Annotated in this window: 19 protein-coding genes; 11 read left to right on the top strand and 8 right to left on the bottom strand. The window is 62.9% G+C overall.

Annotated features, from left to right (window positions below):
• Positions 1–114 precede the first annotated feature (114 nt).
• The 6 genes from bamA to lpxB all read left to right on the top strand — a co-directional run bounded on the left by bamA (position 115) and on the right by lpxB (position 7,328).
• On the top strand, positions 115–2,637 hold the full coding sequence (bamA, locus tag HNQ36_RS00850) for an outer membrane protein assembly factor BamA (protein ID WP_184082086.1): 2,523 nt from the start codon (positions 115–117) through the stop codon (positions 2,635–2,637).
• Positions 2,638–2,780: 143 nt separating this feature from the next.
• Positions 2,781–3,866 (top strand): UDP-3-O-(3-hydroxymyristoyl)glucosamine N-acyltransferase, encoded by a 1,086-nt coding sequence (lpxD, locus tag HNQ36_RS00845; protein ID WP_184082085.1) that lies wholly within the window; start codon positions 2,781–2,783, stop codon positions 3,864–3,866.
• Complete coding sequence (fabZ, locus tag HNQ36_RS00840; protein WP_184082084.1) at positions 3,866–4,324, top strand: 3-hydroxyacyl-ACP dehydratase FabZ; 459 nt, start codon at positions 3,866–3,868, stop codon at positions 4,322–4,324. The genes lpxD and fabZ overlap by 1 nt, the downstream gene beginning before the upstream one ends.
• A 150-nt stretch (positions 4,325–4,474) precedes the next feature.
• Positions 4,475–5,305 carry an acyl-ACP--UDP-N-acetylglucosamine O-acyltransferase gene (lpxA, locus tag HNQ36_RS00835; RefSeq protein WP_184082083.1) on the top strand — a complete coding sequence of 277 codons (831 nt, stop codon included), beginning with the start codon at positions 4,475–4,477 and terminating at the stop codon, positions 5,303–5,305.
• Positions 5,302–6,156 (top strand): LpxI family protein, encoded by an 855-nt coding sequence (locus tag HNQ36_RS00830; protein ID WP_184082082.1) that lies wholly within the window; start codon positions 5,302–5,304, stop codon positions 6,154–6,156. Before lpxA ends, HNQ36_RS00830 begins: the two co-directional genes overlap by 4 nt.
• Positions 6,153–7,328 (top strand): lipid-A-disaccharide synthase, encoded by a 1,176-nt coding sequence (lpxB, locus tag HNQ36_RS00825; protein WP_184082081.1) that lies wholly within the window; start codon positions 6,153–6,155, stop codon positions 7,326–7,328. Before HNQ36_RS00830 ends, lpxB begins: the two co-directional genes overlap by 4 nt.
• 76 nt (positions 7,329–7,404) lie before the next feature.
• Here the strand turns inward: lpxB and gltA are convergent, their stop codons facing one another.
• Both gltA and gltX read right to left on the bottom strand, forming a co-directional pair.
• Positions 7,405–8,709, bottom strand: a complete 1,305-nt coding sequence (gltA, locus tag HNQ36_RS00820) for a citrate synthase (protein ID WP_046829943.1) — start codon at positions 8,707–8,709, stop codon at positions 7,405–7,407.
• Positions 8,710–8,870: 161 nt separating this feature from the next.
• A complete protein-coding gene (gltX, locus tag HNQ36_RS00815) occupies positions 8,871–10,301 on the bottom strand; it encodes a glutamate--tRNA ligase (RefSeq protein ID WP_184082080.1) in 1,431 nt (476 codons plus the stop codon).
• Between the two features lie 212 nt (positions 10,302–10,513).
• Between gltX and HNQ36_RS00810 the strand changes: the two genes are divergently transcribed.
• The 5 genes from HNQ36_RS00810 (at position 10,514) to HNQ36_RS00790 (ending at position 16,964) form a co-directional block, all read left to right on the top strand.
• Positions 10,514–12,184, top strand: a complete 1,671-nt coding sequence (locus tag HNQ36_RS00810; RefSeq protein WP_184082079.1) for a glutamine--tRNA ligase/YqeY domain fusion protein — start codon at positions 10,514–10,516, stop codon at positions 12,182–12,184.
• A gap of 135 nt (positions 12,185–12,319) precedes the next feature.
• Positions 12,320–13,255: a LysR family transcriptional regulator gene (locus HNQ36_RS00805; protein ID WP_184082078.1), complete on the top strand. Its 936-nt coding sequence runs from the start codon at positions 12,320–12,322 to the stop codon at positions 13,253–13,255.
• 146 nt (positions 13,256–13,401) lie between these two features.
• A complete protein-coding gene (locus HNQ36_RS00800; RefSeq protein ID WP_184082077.1) occupies positions 13,402–14,112 on the top strand; it encodes an SDR family NAD(P)-dependent oxidoreductase in 711 nt (236 codons plus the stop codon).
• Between the two features lie 12 nt (positions 14,113–14,124).
• Positions 14,125–14,361, top strand: a complete 237-nt coding sequence (locus HNQ36_RS00795) for a tautomerase family protein (RefSeq protein WP_184082076.1) — start codon at positions 14,125–14,127, stop codon at positions 14,359–14,361.
• A gap of 131 nt (positions 14,362–14,492) precedes the next feature.
• On the top strand, positions 14,493–16,964 hold the full coding sequence (locus HNQ36_RS00790; RefSeq protein WP_246395194.1) for a ComEC/Rec2 family competence protein: 2,472 nt from the start codon (positions 14,493–14,495) through the stop codon (positions 16,962–16,964).
• Here HNQ36_RS00790 and lexA read toward each other — a convergent pair.
• The 6 genes from lexA to HNQ36_RS00760 all read right to left on the bottom strand — a co-directional run bounded on the left by lexA (position 16,928) and on the right by HNQ36_RS00760 (position 23,357).
• Positions 16,928–17,635 (bottom strand): transcriptional repressor LexA, encoded by a 708-nt coding sequence (lexA, locus tag HNQ36_RS00785; protein ID WP_046829939.1) that lies wholly within the window; start codon positions 17,633–17,635, stop codon positions 16,928–16,930. The two genes, HNQ36_RS00790 and lexA, sit on opposite strands and share 37 nt — an antisense overlap.
• Before the next feature lie 192 nt (positions 17,636–17,827).
• Entirely contained in the window at positions 17,828–19,036 is a 1,209-nt protein-coding gene (locus tag HNQ36_RS00780; RefSeq protein ID WP_184082075.1) for a molybdopterin molybdotransferase MoeA, read from the bottom strand.
• Between the two features lie 10 nt (positions 19,037–19,046).
• The gene (moaC, locus tag HNQ36_RS00775) at positions 19,047–19,556 is read right to left on the bottom strand and encodes a cyclic pyranopterin monophosphate synthase MoaC (RefSeq protein WP_184082074.1); all 510 of its coding nucleotides are present in this window, start codon (positions 19,554–19,556) and stop codon (positions 19,047–19,049) included.
• A gap of 3 nt (positions 19,557–19,559) precedes the next feature.
• Entirely contained in the window at positions 19,560–20,381 is an 822-nt protein-coding gene (trpC, locus tag HNQ36_RS00770; RefSeq protein ID WP_184082073.1) for an indole-3-glycerol phosphate synthase TrpC, read from the bottom strand.
• Positions 20,382–20,394: 13 nt separating this feature from the next.
• Positions 20,395–21,408 carry an anthranilate phosphoribosyltransferase gene (trpD, locus tag HNQ36_RS00765; protein ID WP_184082072.1) on the bottom strand — a complete coding sequence of 338 codons (1,014 nt, stop codon included), beginning with the start codon at positions 21,406–21,408 and terminating at the stop codon, positions 20,395–20,397.
• Between the two features lie 53 nt (positions 21,409–21,461).
• Positions 21,462–23,357, bottom strand: coding sequence for a peptidylprolyl isomerase (locus HNQ36_RS00760; protein WP_184082071.1), 1,896 nt, complete (start codon positions 23,355–23,357; stop codon positions 21,462–21,464).
• Positions 23,358–23,620 lie beyond the last annotated feature (263 nt).

Genomic DNA, 23,620 nt, shown 5'->3' with positions numbered 1-23,620 from the left:
CCCTGCGAAAGGACGTTTGCCCATTAGGCAAAATTGGCTACAAGCAGTGCAATATTTGGGGAATCTCCCGGCCCGGAAACGGACCGGCTTTGGAATGACAAGGGCGCCTGGCGCATGATGGTTGGATTGCGAGTGTTAAGGGGTGGTTTGGCCGCCGCCCTGATCATGATTGCTTTGCCGGTTGCCGCAGTGGCGACCGCCTCGCTCGTGTCGTCGCAGGCCGTTGCCCAGACCGCGGCTTCCATTGGTGTGGAAGGCAACCGCCGGATCGAAGCCGATACCATCCGTTCCTACTTCAAGCCCGGCCCCAGCGGCCGCCTCGACAGCGCCCGCATCGACGACGGCCTGAAGGCCCTGATCGAGACCGGCCTGTTCCAGGACGTGAAGATCAACCAGGCGGGCGGCCGGCTGGTCGTTGTGGTCGTTGAAAACCCGGTCATTGGCCGTGTGGTTTTCGAAGGCAACAAGAAGGTCAAGGACGAGCAGCTCATCGCCGAAGTTCAGTCCAAGGCGCGCGGGACCCTGTCGCGGGCGATGGTTCAGTCCGACACCGCGCGCATTACCGAAATATATCGCCGCAACGGCCGCTACGACGTCAAGGTCGAGCCCAAGATCATCGAGCAGCCGAACAACCGCGTCGATCTGGTCTTCGAAGTCACCGAAGGCGCAAAGACCGGCGTGAAGTCGATCGAGTTCGTCGGCAACAAGGCTTATTCGTCCTACCGGCTGAAGGACGTCATCAAGACACGCGAAAGCAATTTCCTCAGCTTCCTCGCTTCCAACGACGTCTATGACCCGGATCGCATCGAAGCCGACCGCGATATCCTGCGCAGGTACTACCTCAAGAACGGTTACGCCGACGTCCAGATCGTTGCGGCGCTGACCGAGTATGATCCTGAGCGCAAGGGATTCCTCGTCACCTTCAAGATCGAGGAAGGCCAGCAGTACCGTGTCGGCTCTGTCGACTTCCAGTCCAGCATTGCCTCGTTCGACGGCAACTCGCTCCGCAGTCTGTCGCGTGTCAGCGTGGGTTCGATCTACAACGCCGAAGCCGTTGAGAAGTCGGTCGAGGAAATGTCGATCGAGGCGTCGCGCCGCGGTTATGCGTTCGCAACCGTGAAGCCGCGTGGCGACCGCAACTTTGAAGCGCACACTGTCTCGATCGTGTTTGCGATCGAAGAAGGACCGCGCACCTACATCGAGCGAATCAACATTCGCGGCAACACGCGAACCCGCGACTACGTCATTCGCCGCGAGTTCGATATTTCCGAAGGCGATGCTTACAACCGTGCGCTGGTCGATCGCGCCGAGCGTCGCCTGAAGAACCTCGACTACTTCAAGGTCGTGAAGATCGTCCCTGAACCAGGTTCGTCAACCGACCGGGTCGTTCTGAATGTTGATATCGAAGAGAAGTCGACCGGCGACTTCTCGGTGTCCGGCGGCTACTCAACGGCGGACGGCTTCCTTGGCGAAGTCAGTATTTCGGAGCGCAACCTGCTGGGCCGTGGCCTGTATGCGAAGGCGTCTGTGCAGTATGGCCAGCGCACGCAGGGCTATCAGCTGTCGTTCGTCGAGCCTTATCTGCTCGGCTACCGCGTGGCGCTGGGTCTCGACTTCTATCAGCGCAAGCAGCTCGCCTCGAACTACGTATCCTACGATTCGAAGTCGATCGGCTTCAGCCCGCGCCTCGGTTTCCAGCTGCGTGAAGATTTGAACCTGCAGCTGCGCTATTCGATCTCGCAGCAGGAAATCACGCTGCCAGCATATCTGACGAACTGTAATAATTTCGGCGCGGGTGTCCCGGGATCGGGCTTCTACCCGACGCCCGCATATATTGCGGCGTTAGGCGGATCTATTCCGAATCCCCCCGGCAGTCCGTTCACGGCCTCCAACAACTGTTTTATGGACGGCGAAGCTTCGGTTGCTGTGAAGCAGGGACTTGCCAAGGGAGCCGTCACGACGTCGGCAGTTGGTTACACGCTCGCCTATAACACGCTCGACAACAACAAGGATCCAACCACCGGTATCCTTGCGACCGTGAACCAGGATTTCGCCGGCGTTGGCGGTGACGTCAGCTACCTGAAGACGGTCGGTGATGTGAAACTGTATACGCCAATCGTGGCGGACGTCGTCGGCGTGCTGCGTCTTCAGGGCGGCGTGCTCACTGACACGGGCAAGGGCATCCGCATGCTGGATCATTTCCAGATGGGTCCGAACCTCGTTCGCGGCTTCGCGCCTGTCGGTATCGGTCCGCGTGACATCACTGTCGGCACTTATCAGGATGCGTTGGGCGGTACGAAATACTGGGGCGCCTCGGCTGAAATGCAGATGCCGTTCTGGTTCCTGCCGAAAGAGATCGGCCTGAAGGGTGCAGTGTATGCCGACGCCGGTTCGCTGTTCGACTACCAGGGCGCGACCTCTCTGGTGGGTTCATGTGGCGGTACTCCTGTGCAGAACGCTCAAAACCAGTGTCTCACGGTTGGCGGCGATGATGGATTGATCCGGTCATCGGTCGGTGTCGGCTTGATCTGGCAGTCGCCGTTCGGACCGCTGCGCTTCGACTATGCGGTCCCGCTGACCAAGGGTAAGTTTGACCGGACGCAGGAATTCCGATTCGGCGGCGGCACGTCATTCTGAGCTCAAACCGGGCTCGCGCTTAACACAGCGGGTTCCAGCCGTCCGGTTGGAACCCGCTCAAGTATTTTGTTGCAGGCATTTTCCTTCTGCGGTCCGGAGTTCGCGTCGCGGGAAAGTGCATTTTCCTGACCGCGGCGGGTGGAATGACGCAGGGGACATTCTTTAAACGTCCTTCACCGGTGACGCTGGCAGACCTTGCTGCGTTGACCGGTGCGCAGCTCGCCGACCCATCGAGCGCCGGCAAGGCCATCGCGGGAGCGGCGTCGCTGGACCGCGCGGGGCCCGCTCATCTGACATTCTGCGAAAGCAAGAAGTACGCGGCTCAGCTCGAACAGACGCATGCAGGCGCGTGTCTGGTGAACGAGCGCATGGAGGGCAGCGTTCCCCCGCATGTCGCGGTTTTACGCGTCGCCGAGCCATACAAGGCCTTTGTCGCGGTGATGCGGTCGCTTTATCCCGATACCCTGCGCCCTGCATCGTGGTTCGACAACAGCGGTGTCGCGGCCGGTGCCGTGGTGCATCCGTCCGCGTATCTCGAGGACGACGTCGTGGTCGATCCGCTCGCGGTCATCGGACCGGATGTCGAAATCGGCTCCGGAACCGTGATCGGGTCGGGTGCGGTGATCGGGGCGGGTGTCCGGATCGGCCGGGACTGCAATATCGGCGCGAATGCGTCGGTCCTCTGCGCCTTCATCGGCAACGAGGTCATCATCCATCCCGGCTGCCGCATCGGTCAGGATGGGTTCGGGTACCTGATGGGCGCGAGAGGGCATCAGAAGGTGCCGCAGGCCGGGCGGGTCATCATCCAGAACGGGGTCGAGATCGGCGCCGGGACGACGGTGGACCGGGGCGCCCTGAATGACACCGTGATCGGCGAGGGCAGCAAGATCGACAACCTGGTCCAGATCGGCCACAACGTGACCATCGGGCGGAACTGCATCGTCGTCAGCCAGAGCGGGATTGCGGGCAGTTCGACGCTCGGTGACGGGGTTATCCTCGGGGCGCGGATTGGCGTGAGCGATCACGCCACCATCGGCGACGGGGCGCAGATCGCGGCACGCAGCAGCGTCGTCGGCGACGTGCCGCCGGGCGCGCGCTGGGGCGGCTCGCCGGCCAAGCCGATCAAGCAGTTCTTTCGCGAGCTGTTTGAGGTGGAGCGCCTGGGCCGGGAAGGCAGTGCGAAATTGAAATCGAAGCCGTCCGGTTCGGGCGACGAGGAACAGACATAATGGACGAGAAGGCGCCAATCACCATCGAGGCCGTGGATATCGGGCAGATCCTGAAAACTCTGCCGCATCGCTATCCCATGCTGCTGATCGACAGGGTGATCGATATCCGCAAGGATTTCAGCGGAATCGGCATCAAGAACGTATCCGCCAACGAACCGCAGTTTCTGGGGCATTTCCCTAACCGCCCGATCTATCCCGGCGTGCTGATGATCGAGGGCATGGCGCAGACCGCCGGCGTGATCGGCATGCTGTCGACTGAAACAGATCGTCCGACGGCGGTGTATTTTCTGACCATCGATAAATGCAAGTTTCGCAAGCCGACGGGGCCGGGCGATATCATCCACTATCATATGAAGCTTGTGACGCGGCGGCGGGACATGTGGTGGTTTCACGGCGACGCCAAGGTTAACGGCGAAGTGGTCGCGGAAGCCGATGTCGGCGCGATGCTGGCCGACTGACGCGTCCTGTCATCATGCGTAACAATTGATGACCATGCGCGTGCCGTCTTTCATTCCAGATGATGGACGGGCTTGCACTATAACGATGTCATATCGTCTGCACGGTTAGTTTTCGGCTGAGCGAAAGGCAAGCAGGCACAAGAGGGGCTGATGAGCAAGATCGATCCAACGGCGCGAGTTGAGGACGGAGCCGTCATCGGAGATGGAGCCTCAATTGGTCCTTACTGTGTGGTGGGACCGAACGTGACGATCGGCGCGGACTGCAAGCTGCACGCCCATGTCAACATCGCCGGTCAAACCACACTCGGCGCAGGCTGCACAGTTTATCCATTCGCTTCGCTCGGCACGCCGCCGCAGTCTTCGGGTCACCGTGGGGAAGTGACGAGGCTCGAGATAGGCGAAAGCTGCATGATCCGTGAATCTGTCACGATCAACACAGGTACGGTCGCCGGAGGCGGCATCACCCGCATCGGCGCGCGCGGATTTTTCATGGCCTATAGTCATGTCGCGCACGATTGTCAGCTCGGCAACGATGTCATTCTTGCGAACGGAGTGCAGCTCGGCGGCCATTGCGAAGTCGGCGACTATGTATTTGTAGGCGGCCTGTCGGCGGCACATCAATTTGTCCGGATCGGATCCCAAGCCATGATCGGCGGTGTTTCCGGGTTGCGGCACGACGTCATTCCCTACGGTCTCGCGAGCGGTCAGTTTGCGCATCTTGAAGGATTGAACGTGGTCGGCATGCGACGGAGGAAATTCACCCACAAGCGCCTCCAGCTTGTGCGTGAATTCTATCAGCAGCTCTTCCATGGTGGCGGCGTCTTTTCCGACCGGCTTGCGGCTGTGCGACCAATGGCTGACAGCGACCCTGCGATTGCGGAAATTCTGACGTTCATTGACGACGGCAACAAGCGTCCGCTCTGCATGGCCCATAACAATCCCAACAAATCAACCGAGCGTGCTCACCTCGAAACGCGATGACAGCAGGTCCCGAAATATCCGCGACAGTCGGCATCATTGCAGGAGGCGGTGTGCTGCCGTTCTCGGTCGCGGAGGCGCTGCGCGCACGGGGGATCGCGCCGTTTATATTTGCCGTCAGGGGCTTTTGCGATCCGGTTCGCGTGACGCAGTTTCCGCATCATTGGGTTGCGCTCGGCCAGGTCGGCCGGCTGACCCGGCTGATACGGTCCGAAGGATGCCGCGACATCGTATTCCTCGGCGGGATGGTGAGGCCGGCACTGTCGGACGTTCGTCTTGACTGGGGCACCGTGCGCGCCATACCCGCGATCGCAGCGGCGCTGCGCGGCGGCGACGATCATCTGTTGTCGGGCGTGAGCCGCATTTTTGAACGCTACGGCTTTCGCGTCGTTGGCATCGGAGACGTCGCGCCTGAACTGCTGATGCCGGAAGGAAGCCTCACACGCCGGGTTCCTGACGCTGACGCTCTGGCCGACATTGCAAAAGGACGCGACCTGCTGCGGGCGCTCGGCCCCTTCGACGTCGGTCAGGCCGTCGTGGTCATTGACGGTCACGTCGTCGCTGTCGAAGACATCGAGGGTACGGACGCACTTCTGGCTCGGGTCGAGCGGCTGCGCGAAGAGAAGCGAATTCGCGCCAAGACGGGCCGCGGTGTGCTGGTCAAGACGCCGAAGACCAGCCAGGACTTGCGCTTCGACCTGCCGACGCTCGGTCCAAGGACCATTGACGGCATCGTAGCCGCGGGTCTTGCCGGCATCGGTACCGTTGCCGGACATTCGCTCGTTGCCGAGGCCGATGTGATGACCGCGAAGGCCGATCAGGCCGGGCTGTTCGTCACGGGACTGCCGTTGTGAGTACGAGCCCCGCTCATCCTGAAGCACCACGAACGATATTCCTGATCGCTGCGGAGGAATCCGGCGACCGGCTCGGTGCAGGGTTGATGACGGCGTTGCGCGAGCGGCTCGGACCTGCGGTGAGGCTGGTTGGGATCGGCGGCCGTCACATGGCGGAGCAGGGGCTCGTATCGCTGGTTTCAGTCGAGGGATTGTCGATCATTGGTTTTGCTTCGATCCCGAAGAAGCTGCCGATGATCCTTCAGCGTCTTCGTGATGCAACCGACGCAGTCCTGAAGGAGCAGCCCGATGTTCTGGTGCTGATCGACAGTCCGGATTTCACCCATCGTGTGGCGCGTCGCGTTCGTGCCCGCGATCCTTCGATCCCTGTCGTGAACTATGTTCCGCCCACTGTCTGGGTCTGGCGAGGCGGACGCGCGAAGAAGATGCGCGCCTATGTCGATCGTGTTCTTGCGGTGTTGCCGTTTGAGACAGAGGTTCACCGCAAGTTGGCTGGTCCGCCGTGCAGCTACGTCGGTCATCCTTTGCTGGACGAACTCGATGCGTTGCTACCGAATGCGCAGGAACTGGCGCGCAGGACCGCCGCGCCGCCGCTGCTGGTCGTGTTACCGGGAAGCCGCCGTAGCGAGATTAAGCGCAACATGGCGATTTTTGGCGAAACGCTGCGGCTGTTGCGCTCTCAGGGTGTGACGTTCGAGCCGGTATTGCCGACCACACCCGAATTGCTGGACAGCGTCCGCACGGCTGCCGAAAGGTGGCCTGTGCAGCCGAGGATCGTGGTCAGCGACAGCGACAAGAGGGCTGCGTTCCGGACGGCGCGTGCAGCGCTCGCGAAGTCCGGCACAGTGACACTTGAACTGGCTCTGGCCGGCGTGCCGATGGTGACAGCCTATCGCGTCACGGAGATCGAGGCCTTCGTTGCGCGCCGTGTGATCCAGACATCGTCGATCATTCTGGCCAATCTCATTCTCGGTGAAAACGTGATCCCGGAATTTCTGCAACAGGATTTCACGGCGGAAAAACTCGCGCCGGCATTGCGGGACATTCTGGGCGATACGCCTGCGCGGCAGCGGCAAGTGGAAGCCTTCGGCCGGCTGGAGCAGATCATGTCCACGGGCGGCAAACGGCCGAGCGAACTGGCCGCGGACGGAGTGATCGCGACGATGCGCTAATCACGTCGCTTGCCAGCACGCAACGAAAAAGGCCGGTGCAAGAGCACCGGCCTTTTTGTTGAGAGTGGTGTTGCGCTTACTTGCGCTTGTCGATCCCGACATAGTCGCGAGTGGTCGCGCCGGTGTAGAGCTGGCGCGGACGGCCGATCTTCTGCTGCGGGTCCTGGATCATTTCGCTCCACTGGCTGATCCAGCCGACGGTGCGCGCGACCGCGAACAGCACGGTGAACATCGAGGTGGGGAAGCCCATCGCCTTCAGCGTGATGCCCGAATAGAAATCGACGTTCGGATAAAGCTTGCGCTGGATGAAGTATTCGTCGCTCAGCGCGATCTTCTCGAGTTCCATGGCGACATGGAGCAGCGGGTCGTTCTGGTGGCCGGTTTCCGCCAGCACTTTGTGACACATCTGCTGCATGATCTTCGCGCGCGGATCGTAGTTCTTGTAGACGCGGTGGCCGAAGCCCATCAGGCGGACGGTGCTGTTCTTGTCCTTCACCTTGGCGATGAATTCCGGAATCTTGTCCACGGTGCCGATCTCGGCCAGCATCTGCAGCGCGGCTTCGTTCGCGCCGCCGTGAGCCGGTCCCCACAGGCAGGCGATGCCGGCAGCGATACAGGCGAATGGATTGGCGCCGGACGAACCCGCGATGCGCACGGTCGACGTCGACGCGTTCTGCTCGTGGTCGGCGTGAAGGATGAAGATCTTGTCCAGGGCTTCCGCCATCACTGGATTGACCTTGTAATCCTCGCACGGCACCGCGAAGCACATGCGCAGGAAGTTCGATGCGAAATCGAGCGAGTTCTTCGGATACACGAAGGGCTGGCCGATGTTGTACTTGAAGGCCATCGCAGCCAGCGTCGGGATCTTCGCGATCATCCGTATCGAGGCGACCATCCGCTGGTGCGGATCGTTGATGTCGGTCGAGTCGTGATAGAACGCGGCCAGAGCGCCGACCGAGGCCACCATGACGGCCATCGGGTGAGCATCGCGGCGGAAGCCCTGGAAGAAGCGAGCGACCTGCTCATGAACCATCGTGTGGTTCGTGACGCGCTGATCGAAGTCTTCCTTCTGAGCCTTGCTCGGCAGTTCGCCGTACAGCAGCAGGTAACAGGTCTCGAGGAAGTCGCCTTTCTGGGCGAGCTGTTCGATGGGGTAACCGCGATACAGCAGGATGCCTTCGTCGCCGTCGATGTAGGTAATCTTGGATTCGCAACTACCGGTCGAGGTAAAGCCGGGGTCGTAAGTGAACATCCCGGTCTGGGCGTAAAGCTTGCTGATGTCGATCACGTCCGGCCCGACCGTGCCGGTCATCACCGGGAAATCGACGGTCTTCCCTTCAACCGTCAGCGTTGCTTTTTTGGTGTTGGTCTTTGCATCCATCGTGAAGTCCCCGGTAAGTGTTGCTCAGGGCGAGTGACGCTTACGGCCATATAGGGACGTAGGCGCTTTATTCCAGAAGTGTGGCCCGAATGGGTAGCTTATTGCTGTGTGCGCTGCAAGATAGGTAGGCTGCACCTAAAGTTTGGGCAGCCTTGCGTTAGTCACCAAGGGCCTTCAGCCTGATCCTGCAGGCGTTCCAGGCAGGTTTGCCTGCCCAGCACGGCCAAAACATCGAAGATTCCGGGGGAGGTCGTCCGTCCGGTCAGAGCCACGCGCAGCGGTTGTGCAATCGCTCCGAGTTTGAGGTTCTTTGCCTCGGCAAAGGTTCGCATGGCAGCCTCGGCGGTATCTGCTGCCCACGGAGTGACCGTTTCCAGCACCGAGCGAAGTTCCCCAATCAGCTTGCGCGTGTCGGGCGTGAGGACCGCCGCGGCCTTTGGCTCAAGCTCCAGCGGCCGGTCGGCAAAGATAAAGTTCGAACTGTCGATCAGCTCAATGATGGTCTTTGCGCGCTCCTTCAGGCCCGGCATGGCGGCAAGCAACTGGGACCGGGTCGTGTCGTTCAGCTTGGCGCCGATGGCTGCGCCGTTGGGGACGAATTGGAGCACATCCTCGAACGCCGCCACCAGCGCCTTGTCGTCGGCGTTGCGGATGTAATGGCCGTTGAGATTTTCGAGCTTGGCGAAATCGAACCGCGCAGCGGAGCGCCCGATCGCCGGCAAGTCGAATTCCTTGATCATCTCTTCGGTCGAGAAGATTTCCTGATCGCCGTGGCTCCAGCCGAGACGCACGAGGTAGTTCCGCAGCGCTTCCGGCAGGTATCCCAGGGCGCGATAGGCATCGACGCCGAGCGCGCCGTGCCGCTTCGACAGCTTGGAGCCGTCGGGGCCGTGGATCAGCGGAATATGCGCCATCACCGGCACGCTCCAGCCGAGGGCGTCATAGATGTGCTTCTGGCGTGCGGCGTTGATCAGGTGGTCGTCGCCGCGAATGACGTGGGTGACGCCCATGTCGTGATCGTCCACCACCACGGCCAGCATGTAGGTGGGGTTGCCGTCGGAACGCAGCAGCACGAGGTCGTCGAGATTTTCGTTCTGCCAGACCACGCGGCCCTGGACCTGATCCTCGATCACGGTCTCGCCGGTCAGGGGCGCACGAAGCCGGATGACAGGCTTGAGGTCGGCAGGGGCTTCCGATGGATCGCGGTCGCGCCAGCGGCCATCGTAGCGGATCGCGCGGCCCTCGGCCTTGGCCGCCTCGCGCATCTGCGTCAGTTCCTCTGCGGTCGCGTAGCAGCGATAGGCCTTGCCCTCGGCGAGTAGTTGCTCGGCGACTTCACGATGCCGCGGGGCGCGGGAAAACTGATAGATCGTCTCGTCGTCCCACTCGATCCCGAGCCATTTCAGGCCGTCGAGGATCGCCGTGATGGCGGCATCGGTCGAGCGTTCGCGGTCGGTATCCTCGATCCGCAGCAGCATCTTGCCGCTGCGTTTGCGTGCGTAAAGCCAGTTGAACAGCGCGGTGCGCGCGCCGCCGATATGGAGGAAGCCGGTCGGGGACGGCGCAAAGCGGGTAACAACGGTTTCGGTCATTTCAGGCGGTTCGATCCATCTCGGTCAGGTTATCGGCGGGCGTTTATCACAACAACGGCACACTGTCTCAGCAGGAATTGCAGCGGATTTTACACGCTCGGGTTACCCGATCCGGGGTTCTGCCAGCAAAACGTCCGGTCAGGTCACCGCCGGGCGGCACTTGGCGTGGCCTCCCGGATTTGGCACATAGGGCCCAGCTTAAAGGGGTACCAATGACTGACGAATCGTCGAACGCGGGCCGCGATTTCATCCGCGATATTGTCGCTGCGGATCTGGCCTCGGGGCGTGAAAAGGGCGTGGTGACGCGCTTTCCGCCGGAGCCCAACGGATACCTGCATCTCGGCCATGCAAAGTCGATCTGCCTGAACTTCGGGATCGCCGAGGAATTCGGCGGCCGCTGCCACCTGCGTTTCGACGACACCAATCCGACCAAGGAAGAGCAGGAATACATCGACGCCATCGAGCGCGACGTGCGCTGGCTTGGTTTCGAGTGGGGCGAGCATCTGCATTTCGCGTCGGATTATTTCGAGCAGCTTTATGCCTGGGCGCAGCATCTGATCCGCACCGGCAAGGCCTATGTCGACGACCAGTCGCAGGAAGAGATCCGGCTGACGCGCGGAACCCTGACCGAGCCCGGACAGAACAGCCCGTTCCGCGACCGGCCGGTCGACGAAAACCTCGATCTGTTCGCGCGGATGCGCGCGGGAGAGTTTCCGAACGGCGCGCGCGTGCTGCGCGCCAAGATCGACATGACGTCGGGCAACATCAACCTGCGCGATCCTGTGCTGTATCGCATCCTTCACGCGCATCATCCGCGCACGGGCGACGCGTGGAACATCTATCCGAGCTACGATTTTGCGCACGGCCAGTCCGACGCGATCGAGCACATCACGCATTCGATCTGCACGCTGGAATTCGAGGATCACCGCCCGCTTTACGAGTGGTTCCTCGAACATCTTCCAGTGCCGTCCCGGCCGCACCAGTATGAGTTCGCGCGGCTCAACGTGACCTACACGCTGCTGTCCAAGCGCGTGCTCACCGAACTGGTGCGCGGCGGGCACGTGTCCGGCTGGGACGATCCGCGCATGCCGACGCTTGCGGGCCTGCAGCGGCGCGGCATTCCGGCGGAGGCGCTGCGCGAGTTCGTCAAGCGCATCGGCGTCGCCAAGGCGAACAGCACCGTGGACATCGGCATGTTCGATTTCGTGGTGCGCGAAGTGCTGAATAAAACCGCGCCCCGCCGCATGGCCGTGCTCAATCCGCTCAAGGTGGTGATCGAGAATTATCCCGAAGGGCAGATCGAGAAACTCGAAGCCGTCAACCATCCCGACGATCCGGCGCAGGGCACGCGGCAGATTCCGTTCGGCCGCGAGCTTTACATCGAGCGCGACGATTTCATGGAAGATCCGCCGAAGAAGTTCTTCCGCATGGCGCCGGGCAGGGAAGTGCGGCTGCGTTACGGCTATTTCATCACCTGCCGCGAGGTCATCAAGAACGCGGCAGGCGAGGTTATCGAACTGCGTTGCACCTACGATCCCGCAACCAAGGGCGGCAACGCGCCTGACGGACGCAAGGTCAAGGCGACGATTCACTGGGTCAGTGCGGCGGAAGCCGTGCCGGCCGAGGTGCGGCTTTACAATCTGCTGTTCACGACACCGCAGCCCGACGCCGCGAACTTCGTTGCGCAGATCAATCCGGAGTCCCTCGAAACCGTCACCGCGATGCTGGAGCCCGCGCTGGCGAGCGACAACTTCGAAGGTGCGATACAGTTCGAGCGTCAGGGATATTTCTGCCGCGACAAGGACTCCGCGCCGGGCAAGCTGGTCTTCAACCGCACCGTCGGTCTGCGCGACACCTGGGCCAAGGTCTCGACCGCAGGCTAGTTGAATCGCTGTGAACGCGAGCACCGAAGCAGGTGCTCGCGACGCAATTGTCTTGCGTATTCCGTATCCGTTCCGCTGTTCTGTCCGGTCGCTTCCGCTAGCATTGCCGGAGCGGCACGACACGGAAGGCGACGTATGGACCGTATCGAAGCGATGAAGGTGTTCGTGGCTGCCCTCGATGAAGGCAGCCTCGCCGCTGCAGGCCGCCGGCTCGGGCGGTCACCCGCCGCAGTCAGCCGGGCGATTGCTTTTCTGGAGCATCATGTCGGCGCCGAACTGCTTCACCGCACCACGCGTTCGATCAAGCTGAGTGAAGCGGGTGAGCGATATGCCGCCGCGTGCCGGCGCGTCCTGATCGAACTCGAAGAGGCCGATTTGTCCGCCGCGGGCGAGCGCGCCGCTCCGCGCGGAACGCTGACGATCACCGCACCGCCGATCAGCGGCGAAGAAATCCTCCGTCCCATCATCAATGCCTATCTTGATGCATTCCCTGCGGTCTCGGTGAACCTCGTCCTGCTCGACCGCCACGCCAACCTCGTCGAAGAAGGCATCGACATCGCGCTCCGTGTCGCCGAACTTCCGGACTCCGCGATGGTCGCTGTTCGGATCGGCAGCGGCGTCAAGCGGGTGGTCGCCGCCTCGCCGCGTTATCTGGCTGCGCATCCCGACATCAACGAGCCGGCCGATCTGACCAAGCATCAAATCGTGACCACCACGCATATGGGGCATGACACGTGGGTCTTTCCGCCGGTCGCAGGAAGTTCGATCGCGCGGTCTGTTCACTTCAAGCCGCGCTTCGTCGTCAACAGCGTGCGGGCAGCACTCGGCGCCGCGGTAGACGGCCATGGCGTGACGCGGCTTTACACCTATCACGTAGCCGAACGGGTGCAGGATGGATCGCTGAAGCTCCTGCTGCGCGATGCCGAACCGCCGGCCATGCCGGTTCATTTCGTTTTGCCGCATGGCCGGCTGGCGGTGCCGAAAGTCCGCGCTTTCGTGGATTTTGCCCTTCCGCGCCTGCGGGCGGAGTTCGCCAGGCTTTCAGCAGAGGCGGGGGCAATGAGTTCCTGATTGAGGGTTATTCTTCCGATCGAGGGAAGAATGCCTGCCGAACAGCGGCAATTCTGCCGCCTCTTGAGACGCCATAGAACGATGGTCACCGGCCCTGAGCGGCCACCAGCAGCACTCCGCCCGCTGGGACATCATCGAGGCAGATCATGAGCAATCAGCAAAAAGTTGCCATTGTCACCGGCGCATCCCAAGGGATCGGCGCCAGCCTGGTCAAGGCGTACCGGGATCGTAACTACCGCGTCGTCGCAACGTCACGCTCGATCAAGCAGGGCAGCGATCCGGATATTCTGGCCGTCGCTGGCGACATCGGCGAACCGGAGACAGCCGATCGTATCGTCAAGGAAGCGCTCTCGCGTTTCGGCCGGATCGACACGCTGGTCAACAATGCTGGCATCTTCATCGCCAAGCCGTTCGCGGAATACACGGTCGAGGACTTCACGTCGAAGATCGCGACCAACGTTGCCGGCTTCTTCCACATCACGCAGCGTGCGGCGGCTGAAATGCTGAAGCAGGGCTCCGGTCATATCGTCAGCATTACGACCAGCCTGACCGATAATCCGACCGCGAGCGTGCCGACGGTGCTGGCCAATCTCACCAAGGGCGGCATCAACTCGGCGACCAAGGCGCTGGCGATCGAGTATGCAGGCAAGGGCATCCGCGTGAATGCCGTGTCGCCCGGCATCATCAAGTCTCCGATGCACCCGCCCGAGACACATGAGTTTCTTGCTGCGCTTCATCCGGTCAAGCACATGGGCGAAATGAGCGATATCGTGAACGCAGTTCTGTACCTTGAATCCGCTGGCTTCGTGACGGGCGAAATCCTTCATGTCGACGGCGGCCAGAGCGCCGGTCACTAAAGGGAGGCCACCATGCCGATTGTCACGATCCAGGTTACGCGCGAAGGGTCCGGTCCTGGCCGGGATTCCGTCACGGCAGAGGAAAAGGCGTCTCTTATCGCCGGCGTCAGCCAGCTCCTGCTGGACGTGCTTCACAAGCCCCTCGAGTCGACCTTCGTCGTCATTGAGGAGGTCGAAACAGACAACTGGGGCTGGGGCGGATTGCCCGCGCTCGAATATCGCAAGCAACGTGCCGCAAGCGGCAAATAACCAGCACGAAGGCCGTCATCGATTGGCGGCCTCCGTCTTTTTAACAAATCGAACAGCGCATTCTGCATCCGTTCCGCTATCCAGCCCAATCGCTTCCGCTAGCATTGCGAAAGCGATGCCGGAGCGAAGCGATGGCGGGCGGGGGCGAGCATCAGACGCGATCCCAAGGCCGGGCGGGACGGGCCATCACATGGCCGCCGCGCGGTGCCGTGCGCGCAGATGCCGGCGATGCCGCCGAGAGCGGATACGCATTTCTAACTAATAAGCTCCGGAGCTGGGTCGCGGCGGAAGCCGGACCGGGCCGGTTGTTGCCGTGGGTGCCGGTCGCGTTTGGCGCGGGGATTGCCGTCTATTTCGCGGCGGATCGCGAACCTGTTGCCTCGGTCGCGGCCGCGACGGCTGCCGCGCTCTGTGTCGCGGCCTTCGTCGCGCGAAGAAGCCGCATTTTTCCCCTCATGGTGATGCTGGCCGCGCTGTCGGCGGGGTTCGCGACGGCGGCGCTGAAAACCGCGCGCGTCGCCCATGGCGTGCTGGCGCGGCCGATGTTTTCCGTAACCATGAAAGGGTTCGTCGAAACCCGCGACGAGCGTGAACGTACCGATCGCTTCGTGCTGCGTGTGGAGGAGATGGAGTCGCCGCGCGGCGGGATCAAACTTGAACGCGTGCGGCTGTCGGTCAAAAAGGGGACCGCGCCTGCTGTCGGCAGCTTTGTCGAACTGAAAGCGCGGCTGTTGCCGCCGCTCTCGCCGCTGCGGCCGGGGAGTTATGACTTCGGACGCGACATGTACTTTCAGGGCATCGGCGCGTCAGGTTTCGCGATGGGCGCGATCAAAACGGTTGAGGCGCCGCGCAGCGGTGGCACCTATCTGCGTTATGCGGCTGCGATGCAGGGCATGCGCGATGCGATCGACGCGCGGATTCGCAGCGTGCTCAGCGGCGACAACCGCGCCATTGCGACGGCGCTGCTCACCGGACGGCGCGATGCGATTTCCGCCCCGGTCAACGACGCTATGTTCATATCCGGGCTCGGTCATGTGCTGTCGATTTCGGGCTATCACATGGCGGTGGTGGCGGGCGTGGTGTTCTTCGCGGTGCGTGCGCTGCTCGCATTGTTTCCCGCGCTCACCGTGACATTCCCGATCAAGAAATGGTCGGCGGTTGCGGCGCTGCTCGCCGCTGCGTTCTATCTTCTGCTGTCGGGTGCGGAAGTCGCCACGCAACGCTCGTTCTTCATGACCGCGGTGGTGCTGATCGCTGTGATGGTCGACCGGCGCGCAATCACGTTTCGCACGCTCGCGGTGGCGGCCATGATCGTACTGCTGATCGCGCCGGAAGCATTGGTGCATCCGAGTTTCCAGATGTCGTTCGCCGCGACGCTCGGGCTCGTGGCGCTGATCCAGATCGGGATGCCGAACCTGTTCGTGTCGCCGGACAATGCGCAGGTGGCGCGTGCGGCGCTCTGGGGCGGGCGTGAAATCACCATGCTGGCGCTGGCATCGCTCGTCGCAGGGTTTGCGACCATGCCTTACGCGGCGTTTCACTTTCATCGCGTCACGCCCTACGGCGTGCTGGCCAATCTCGCGGCGATGCCGGTGGTCTCGGTGCTGGTGATGCCGGCGGGGCTCTTGGGATTGCTCGCCATGCCGTTCGGATTCGACGGCGTGTTCTGGCGGCTGATGGATGTCGGCATCGGCTGGATGGTCGCGGTGGCGCAATGGGTCGCCGCACTTCCGGGCGCCATCGGCCGGATTGCATCGTTCGGCACCGGCCCGCTGGCCGCGATGAGCGCGGGCATTATCGCGCTGGGTCTGTTGCGAACGCCACTGCGCTGGGCGGGTGCAGGGCTCATCGCGTTCGCAACGATCTGGGCGCTGACGACACCGCAGCCGGACATCCTTGTTGCACGGGACGGTCACTCGGTGGCTGTGCGCGGCAAGGACGGCAAACTGCGCCTGATGCGCACCGGAAAGGATGCGTTCCTGTCGCGCGAATGGCTCGCAGCCGATGCGGACATGCGCAATGCAACCGATGCGTCGCTGACCGACGGCGTGTCGTGCGACACGTCCGGATGCGTGGTTCAGGCGGCGGACGGTTCGACCATCGCGCTGACGCTGAAGCCCGAGGCATTCGCGGACGATTGCGCGCGTGCGGCGGTGATCGTGACACTGCGGCAGCCGCCGACTGACTGCGCGGCTATGGTGCTGGATCAGGAGATGCTGCGCAGGCGAGGGACATTGGCCCTGCACAAGACCGCGGACGGTTACGCGATCGCGGCCAACCGGCCGCGCGGTGTGGATCGTCCATGGTCACCGGCAAATGTTGAAGACGAGTCTGACGTTTCTGCTGTCCGGCTAAACCGTCCGGCCCAGCCCGTCGATGTCACGCCGGCGGAAAGCGATCTCCAGCCGGATGATTGGTCCCGCCGTCATTCCGGACAGACTGCGCAGCAGGCTGATCCGGAATCCAGCAGGGTTCGGTGGAAGCCGTTTCTGGATTCCGGGTTCGCCTGCAAACGCTCGCGCTCCGGAATGACGCTGGAGCATTTTCAGTTCGCGCCAAACCGAACTCAATACTTGCGAACGAGCCCGATCAGTTTGCCCTGAATGCGCACGCGGTTCGGCGGCAGGATGCGGACCTCGTAGGCCGCGTTCGCAGGCTCGAGCGCGATGGACGCGCCGCGCCGCCGGAAGCGCTTCAGGGTGGCTTCCTCCTCGTCGATCAGCGCCACCACGATGTCGCCGGTGTCGGCGCTCTCGTTGCGCTGGATCAGCACGGTGTCGCCGTCGAGAATGCCGGCTTCCATCATGGAATCGCCGCGCACTTCGAGGGCGTAATGTTCGCCGGACCCGAGCATGTCGGGCGGCACGCTGATGGTGTGGCTGCGGGTTTGCAGCGCCTCGATCGGCGTACCGGCCGCGATCCGCCCCATGACCGGTACGGAAACGGGGTAGCTCACATCCTCGTCGGGACCGGCGGAGGTGTTCGCACGAACCTTGCCGAGGTTGCCTTCGATGACGCTGGGGGTGAAGCCGCGGCGTGCGCCGCCCGGATTCGCGCCGAGTTCCGGAAGCTTGATGACCTCGATGGCGCGGGCTCTGTTGGCCAGCCTGCGGATAAAGCCGCGCTCTTCAAGGGCTGTGATGAGCCGGTGGATGCCGGACTTGGAGCGCAGGTCCAGCGCGTCCTTCATTTCGTCGAAGGAGGGCGGAACACCAGCTTCCTTGAGCCGCTCGTTAATGAAGCGCAGAAGCTCGTATTGTTTGCGTGTCAGCATCTGAAGTGGTCCCCGATCCCTAGATCTCGAGTTTTGAGCCGAAGCTGCGCCTCTCTGGGGTCCACTGAAGAAGTAGTGGAAGGACACTCAGAAGGTGCGAGTCATTCGAAACAAATCATGAACGAACACTATATGTTCCATATGTGTTCCGCAACCCCTTAATTTCCCGTCAACGCGCAGGAGGACTAGGGATCAGCCCGGAAGCCGGAGGATCATGCAGGGCGAGCCAGCCGGGGCGGCCGGCGCATGGGGCGCGCGGACAATCAGCGCATCGGACGCGGCCAGATTGGCCACCAGCGAACTATCCTGCGCTTCCACCGAGGTTGCGACAGGGACGCCGCTGCTGCCGGGCGTGAGCCGCGCCCGCAGATAATCCTGCCGCTTGTCGTTGGCAGGCAATTCGCGCCCAAGCACCGCGCGTTCAAGCGGATGATCGACGCTCGTCCGCCCCGAGAGCGCGCGGATCAGCGGCACCAGAAACAGGAAGGCGCAGACATAGGAAGACACCGGATTTCCGGGCAGCCCGAGCACGCGCATCGTGTCGAGCCGCCCGTGCATCATCGGTTTGCCGGGACGCAGCGCGATCTTCCAGAAGGCCATGTCGAAGCCTTCGGCTTTCAGCGCGGCCTGAACGAGGTCGTGATCGCCGACCGACGCGCCGCCGGTGGTGACCAGAACGTCCGCGCCGAGATCGCGCGCGCGCCTGATGCCGTTCGAGGTGTCATCGAGCGTGTCGCGCGCGATGTCGAGTTCGATCACGTCAGCGCCTTCGCTGCGCGCGAGCGCCGCCAGCGCGAAGACGTTGCTGTAGACGATCTGGCCGGGACCGGGCGTCGTGCCCGGCGCGACCAGTTCGTCGCCGGTGGCGAGGATCGCGACTTTGGGCCGACGATGCACCGGCAATCGCGGATGGTTCATGCTGGCGGCTAACGCCAGGGCGCGATCATTGAGCCGCGAGCCGCGCGGCAACAGCACGTCGCCTTCGCGGAAATCAATGCCGGCGGGGCGGATGTTCTTTCCCTCTGCGATGGCTTCGTTGACGATCACGAACTCGCCGTCACGCGTGGTGTCTTCCTGAATGACGACGGTATCGACGCCGCCGGGAACAACGCCGCCGGTGAAGATGCGCGCCGCCTGTCCCGCACCAATGGCTTGATTGAACGGTCGTCCCGCCGCGACTTCGCCGATCACTTTCAGCCGCGCGCCTGGCACCGCATCGGCCGCGCGCACCGCGTAGCCATCCATCGCCGACAAGGCGACGGGCGGCTGGGTGCGAAGGGCTGCGACGTCGCGAGACAGCGTGCGATGAAACGCATCGGTGAGCGCAACGGTTTCTTCGGGAAGGGCGCTGGCGTCCTTGAGAACGGCGACATAGGCGTCGGCGACCGGCATCAGCGCCATAGGACGTTCCTCAGTAATCGGCCAGATAGTGACCGGACTTTCCGCCCTTTTTCTCGACCAGGCGGATGGCTTCGATCTGGATGCCGCGCTCCACGGCCTTCACCATGTCGTAGATGGTGAGGCACGCCACTGACACGGCGGTCAGCGCTTCCATTTCGACGCCGGTCGGGCCTTTGACCTTCACCGTGGCGCGCACGCGGCAGCCCGGCAGTTTGGTGTCGAGCGTTATGTCGAGCGTGACTTTCGACAGCGCCAGCGGATGACAGAGCGGAATGAGTTCGGATGTACGCTTCGCCGCCATGATGCCGGCGACGCGCGCGGTGCCGAGCACATCGCCCTTGGCGGCGTTGCCCTTGACGATGAGATCGAGCGTCTTGCGGGTCATCACGACGCGGCCTTCGGCCACTGCCACGCGTTCGGTGTCCGGCTTGGCCGAGACGTCGACCATGCGGGCTTCGCCCTTGGCGTCGATGTGGGTGAGAGCGTCGCTTGCTTTCTTCTTTGATTTCTCTTTGGCCACGATTCAGCGCGTCCCGGTGGCGCGTTGCGCATCGCTGCGGGCGAGCAGGGTGTGGGTTGCAGCCGTCACATCGGCCTGACGCATCAAGCTTTCGCCGACGAGGAAGGTCGACATGCCGACCTTTGCGAGGCGCGCGAGATCCTCCGGTGCGAAGATGCCGCTTTCGCCGACGCTGATGCGGTCCTTCGGGATCAGCGGCGCAAGTTCTTCGCTGGTGGCGAGCGTCGTCTCGAAGGTGCGCAGGTTGCGGTTGTTCACGCCGAGTAGCGGCGAACGCAGCTTCAGCGCGCGGTCGAGCTCCTCGCGATTGTGAACTTCCAGCAGCACGTCCATGCCGTGCGCGAAGGCCGCGTCCTCGAGGTCCTTGGCTGCAGCGTCGTCGAGCGCGGCCATGATGATCAGGATGCAGTCGGCGCCGTGCGCGCGCGCCTCGGCCACCTGATAGGTGTCGTACATGAAATCCTTGCGCAGCACCGGCAGCGAGACTGCGGCGCGCGTCGCGACCATGAATGCGAGCGAGCCCTGGAACGACGGCGTATCGGTCAGTACCGACAGACACGCCGCACCACCGGCCTCGTAGGCTTTCGCCAGCGCGGGCGGATCGAAGTCGGCGCGGATCAGCCCCTTGGAGGGCGAAGCCTTCTTGATCTCCGCGATCAACGCGTAGTCGCCGCGTGCAATCTTGCCTCGAATGGCGTTGACGAAACCGCGGGGCGCGGGGGCGGCCTTGGCGCGCGCCTCGATCTCGGCGAGCGGAAGCGCACGCTTGGCGGCGGCGATTTCCTCGCGCTTGTAGGTTTCGATCTTTTCGAGGATGTCCGACAAAGGTTGCTCTTCCTCAAGCATTGGAGACAGCGACGAGGCGCTTGAGCCTGTCCGCCGCCGCGCCAGTGTCCAGCGCCTTGGTGCCGAGCGCAACGCCTTCCTTCAAATCCTTCGCCTTGCCGGCAACCACCAGGGCTGCGGCGGCATTCAGAAGCGCGACGTTGCGGTAGGCATTCTGCTTGCCCTCCAGCACATCGCGAAGCGCCTTGCCGTTGGCTTCGGCGTCGCCGCCCTTGAGTTCGGCGCTGGTCGCGCGTGGCAGCCCGCCGTCCTCGGGTGTCACTTCGAACGTGCGGATGTTGCCGTTCTCCAGCACCGCGACGAAGGTCGGGCCGGTGAGGGTGATCTCGTCGAGGCCATCGGAGCCGTGCACCACCCAGGCGGCTTCCGCGCCGAGATTCTTCAGCACCTGCGCCAGCGGCTGCACCCAATGCTTCGAGAACACACCGACCATCTGCCGCTTGACGCCGGCGGGATTGGAGAGCGGCCCGAGCAGGTTGAAGATGGTACGGGTGGCGAGTTCGACGCGGGTGGGGCCGACATTCTTCATCGCCGGATGATGCGTCGGCGCGAACATGAATCCGATGCCGGCTTCAGCGATGCAGCGGCTCACGTCGTCCGGCGTGATGTTGATGTTGACGCCGAGCGCGGCCAGCGCGTCGGCTGCGCCCGATTTCGATGACAGGGCGCGGTTGCCGTGCTTGGCGACCGGAACGCCTGCGCCCGCGAGAATGAACGATGCGCAGGTCGAGACATTGACGGAGCCCGAACCATCGCCGCCGGTGCCGACGATGTCCACAGCGTCGGCGGGCGCTTTCACCGTGAGCATCTTGGCGCGCATGGCCGAGACCGCGCCGGTAATCTCATCGACTGTTTCGCCGCGCACGCGCAAGCCCATCAGCAGCGCACCCATCTGCGAGGGTGTTGCTTCGCCGGACATCATGCGGTCGAACGCTGCTGCTGCCTCGTCACGCGACAGGGCAGCACCGGTGGCGACTTTTCCGATAATGGCTTTCAGGTCGTCCATGATCTTCCGCTCGACGTGGCTTCCGCTCGAATGAGCCTAAATTTAAATGCTCATCATTGAGCCGACGCCGCGCCGGTCGCCACGGCAAACGCGTTCTGGTTGATGGTGACACCGACCTCGGTTTCGAGCTTGGAGATGTAGGCGCCAAGCTGCTCCTCCATTTCCGCGCGGCGCAGATTCTCGGTCAGCTTCTTCACGTCCTCGGATGCCATATCGACCGGCGGCACGACGACGTCGGTGACCTTGAACACGATCCACTCGCTCGGTCCGGTGCCTTCGGTCTGGCCAACGCTGTCCTTCGGGGTACGGAACGCCGCCGTGACCAGCCGCTCGGGCACATCCTTGGCTTCGGCGTCGCGCTTGAACAGCTTGGCCGTCTCAACCTTGACTCCCGCAGCCGAAGCTTCGGCGTCGAAGGCCGCGCCCTTTTCCAGCTTGCCGACCATCTCGGTCGCCTTGGCGCGCAGGCGGGTTGAGATCTGTTCGTCGCGCCAACGGGCCTCGACCTGATCCTTCACCTCGTCGAGCGTCCGGTCGCGCGACGGCGTAACGCCGAGGACATCGAACCACAATTCGCCGCCGTTGTACTGCAACGGTTCGTTCTCGACGCCGATGCTGCTGGCGAACGCTGGCGCGATGATGTCGACGCCTTGCGGCAGGCCGGTCACCGGCTTGCCGTCCGTTCCGCGGCCGGAGCGATCGACGGCTTCGATCGTGATGGCCTTGAGCCCGAGTTTCTGGGCGGCTTCGGCGATATTCGCGCCGCCGCCGCGCTCGTCCTCGATCTTGTTGTGCAGGTCCTGCAACTGCGCCCGTGCGCGCTCCAGCGCGATCTCGCGCTTGATCGTGGGAGCGACGCTGTCATAGGTCGGATTGGTGCCGGGCTCGACCTTGGTGACTTTCAGCAAGGCCGTCGTCAGCGTCCCCTTTACCGGCTCGCTGACGGTGTCGGGCGCAAGGGCGAACGCTGCGTTTGCGATCGCTGTATCGCCGATCGATGTCTTTGCTACGGTGCCGAGGTCGATGTCGGCCGTGGTGAGCTTGCGCTCCTTGGCGAGATCCTCGAACGACATTCCAGCCGTGATGCGCTCACGCGCCGCCTTGGCCTCGTCGACATTCGGGAACGGGATCTGAAGCACCTGACGACGTTCCGCCGTCGCATATCGCTCGCGGCGCTGTTCGAAGACCTTCTTCGCGTCGTCGTCGGACACCGTGATCCACTTCGCGAGGTCATCCGGTGTCAGCGTGAGCACGGCGATCTTGCGATATTCCGGCGCCCGGAACAGTTGCTTGCGGTCCTCGAAATAGGTGGCGAGCGTTTCGGGCGAGGGCGCGTCGATGGTGCCGGCCTGCGCGGCGGTCAGCCTGACGTAGTTGGCCGAGCGCTGCTCGTTCTGGAAGCGGACCAGGGCTTCGATCTGTGTTTTCGGCGGCTCGAGGCCGGCAACGATCGTCCCGGTCAACTGGCGGCGCGTCGCGTTTTTGCGCTGCTCGGCGATGTAGCGCTGCTCGGTGTAGCCGGACTGACGGATCGTCTGCAGAAAACGCTCATGCTCGAACTTTCCGTCGAGACCCTTGAAGGCCGGTTCGTTCTGAATGGCGCGTATGATGTCGGCGTCGGACTGACCGAGGCCCATGCGGCGCGCGGTCTCATCCAGCGCGGCGTCGGAGATAACGTCCTGCAGCACCTGGCGGTCTAAACCGAAGTTGCGCGCCTGCTCCATCGTCAGCGGCCGGCCGAAGCGGCGGCCGATCTGCTGCACCCTGTCGGTGAACAGGTTTCGGAATTGCTCGGTAGTGATTTCGGTGCTGCCGACCTTGGCGAGAGACGACTGCCCGAATCCCTTGAAGATGTCGGCGATACCCCAGACACCGAAACTGATGATCAGCACGCCGAACAGGACGGACATAACCGCCTTGCCGAGCCAATTCGATGAGGCTTTACGCATTCCTCGGAGCATGGGTCCAACTTGATGTTCGGGGGTGGGGCGGGTCGCCACGGAGGGCGTTACCGCGTTGTTTCGCCAACATATAAAGAGGTGCCGGTTCCCTAGCAACCGTGCTGTCGGCGGCGCTTCAGCGCGGTTAACGGCATGATCCCGAAAAGTGGGAACCGGTTTTCGGAAAAAGATCATGCCAATCCAAGCCCGCAATGTGGAAACCAGGCAATGGAACTGGCTTCCGCAGGAGCCCTCTGCTAGCGCAGATCGGC

This window comes from Afipia massiliensis, assembly GCF_014203115.1.
In the GTDB taxonomy this organism is placed as follows: Bacteria; Pseudomonadota; Alphaproteobacteria; order Rhizobiales; family Xanthobacteraceae; genus Afipia; species Afipia massiliensis.
Note: the sequence above shows the minus strand (reverse complement) of the source record. Positions and strands in the feature narration are given on the sequence as shown.

Bases quoted from the DNA above. Each gene is read 5' to 3' on its own strand.
- HNQ36_RS00830 (WP_184082082.1), top strand. From the start codon at position 5,302: ATGACAGCAGGTCCCGAAATATCCGCGACAGTCGGCATCATTGCAGGA.
- lexA (WP_046829939.1), bottom strand. From the start codon at position 17,635: ATGCTGACACGCAAACAATACGAGCTTCTGCGCTTCATTAACGAGCGG.
- bamA (WP_184082086.1), top strand. From the start codon at position 115: ATGATGGTTGGATTGCGAGTGTTAAGGGGTGGTTTGGCCGCCGCCCTG.
- HNQ36_RS00760 (WP_184082071.1), bottom strand. From the start codon at position 23,357: ATGCGTAAAGCCTCATCGAATTGGCTCGGCAAGGCGGTTATGTCCGTC.
- HNQ36_RS00790 (WP_246395194.1), top strand. From the start codon at position 14,493: ATGGCGGGCGGGGGCGAGCATCAGACGCGATCCCAAGGCCGGGCGGGA.
- HNQ36_RS00795 (WP_184082076.1), top strand. From the start codon at position 14,125: ATGCCGATTGTCACGATCCAGGTTACGCGCGAAGGGTCCGGTCCTGGC.
- HNQ36_RS00800 (WP_184082077.1), top strand. From the start codon at position 13,402: ATGAGCAATCAGCAAAAAGTTGCCATTGTCACCGGCGCATCCCAAGGG.
- lpxA (WP_184082083.1), top strand. From the start codon at position 4,475: ATGAGCAAGATCGATCCAACGGCGCGAGTTGAGGACGGAGCCGTCATC.
- HNQ36_RS00810 (WP_184082079.1), top strand. From the start codon at position 10,514: ATGACTGACGAATCGTCGAACGCGGGCCGCGATTTCATCCGCGATATT.
- gltX (WP_184082080.1), bottom strand. From the start codon at position 10,301: ATGACCGAAACCGTTGTTACCCGCTTTGCGCCGTCCCCGACCGGCTTC.
- lpxD (WP_184082085.1), top strand. From the start codon at position 2,781: ATGACGCAGGGGACATTCTTTAAACGTCCTTCACCGGTGACGCTGGCA.
- HNQ36_RS00805 (WP_184082078.1), top strand. From the start codon at position 12,320: ATGGACCGTATCGAAGCGATGAAGGTGTTCGTGGCTGCCCTCGATGAA.
- HNQ36_RS00780 (WP_184082075.1), bottom strand. From the start codon at position 19,036: ATGGCGCTGATGCCGGTCGCCGACGCCTATGTCGCCGTTCTCAAGGAC.
- trpD (WP_184082072.1), bottom strand. From the start codon at position 21,408: ATGGACGACCTGAAAGCCATTATCGGAAAAGTCGCCACCGGTGCTGCC.
- fabZ (WP_184082084.1), top strand. From the start codon at position 3,866: ATGGACGAGAAGGCGCCAATCACCATCGAGGCCGTGGATATCGGGCAG.
- gltA (WP_046829943.1), bottom strand. From the start codon at position 8,709: ATGGATGCAAAGACCAACACCAAAAAAGCAACGCTGACGGTTGAAGGG.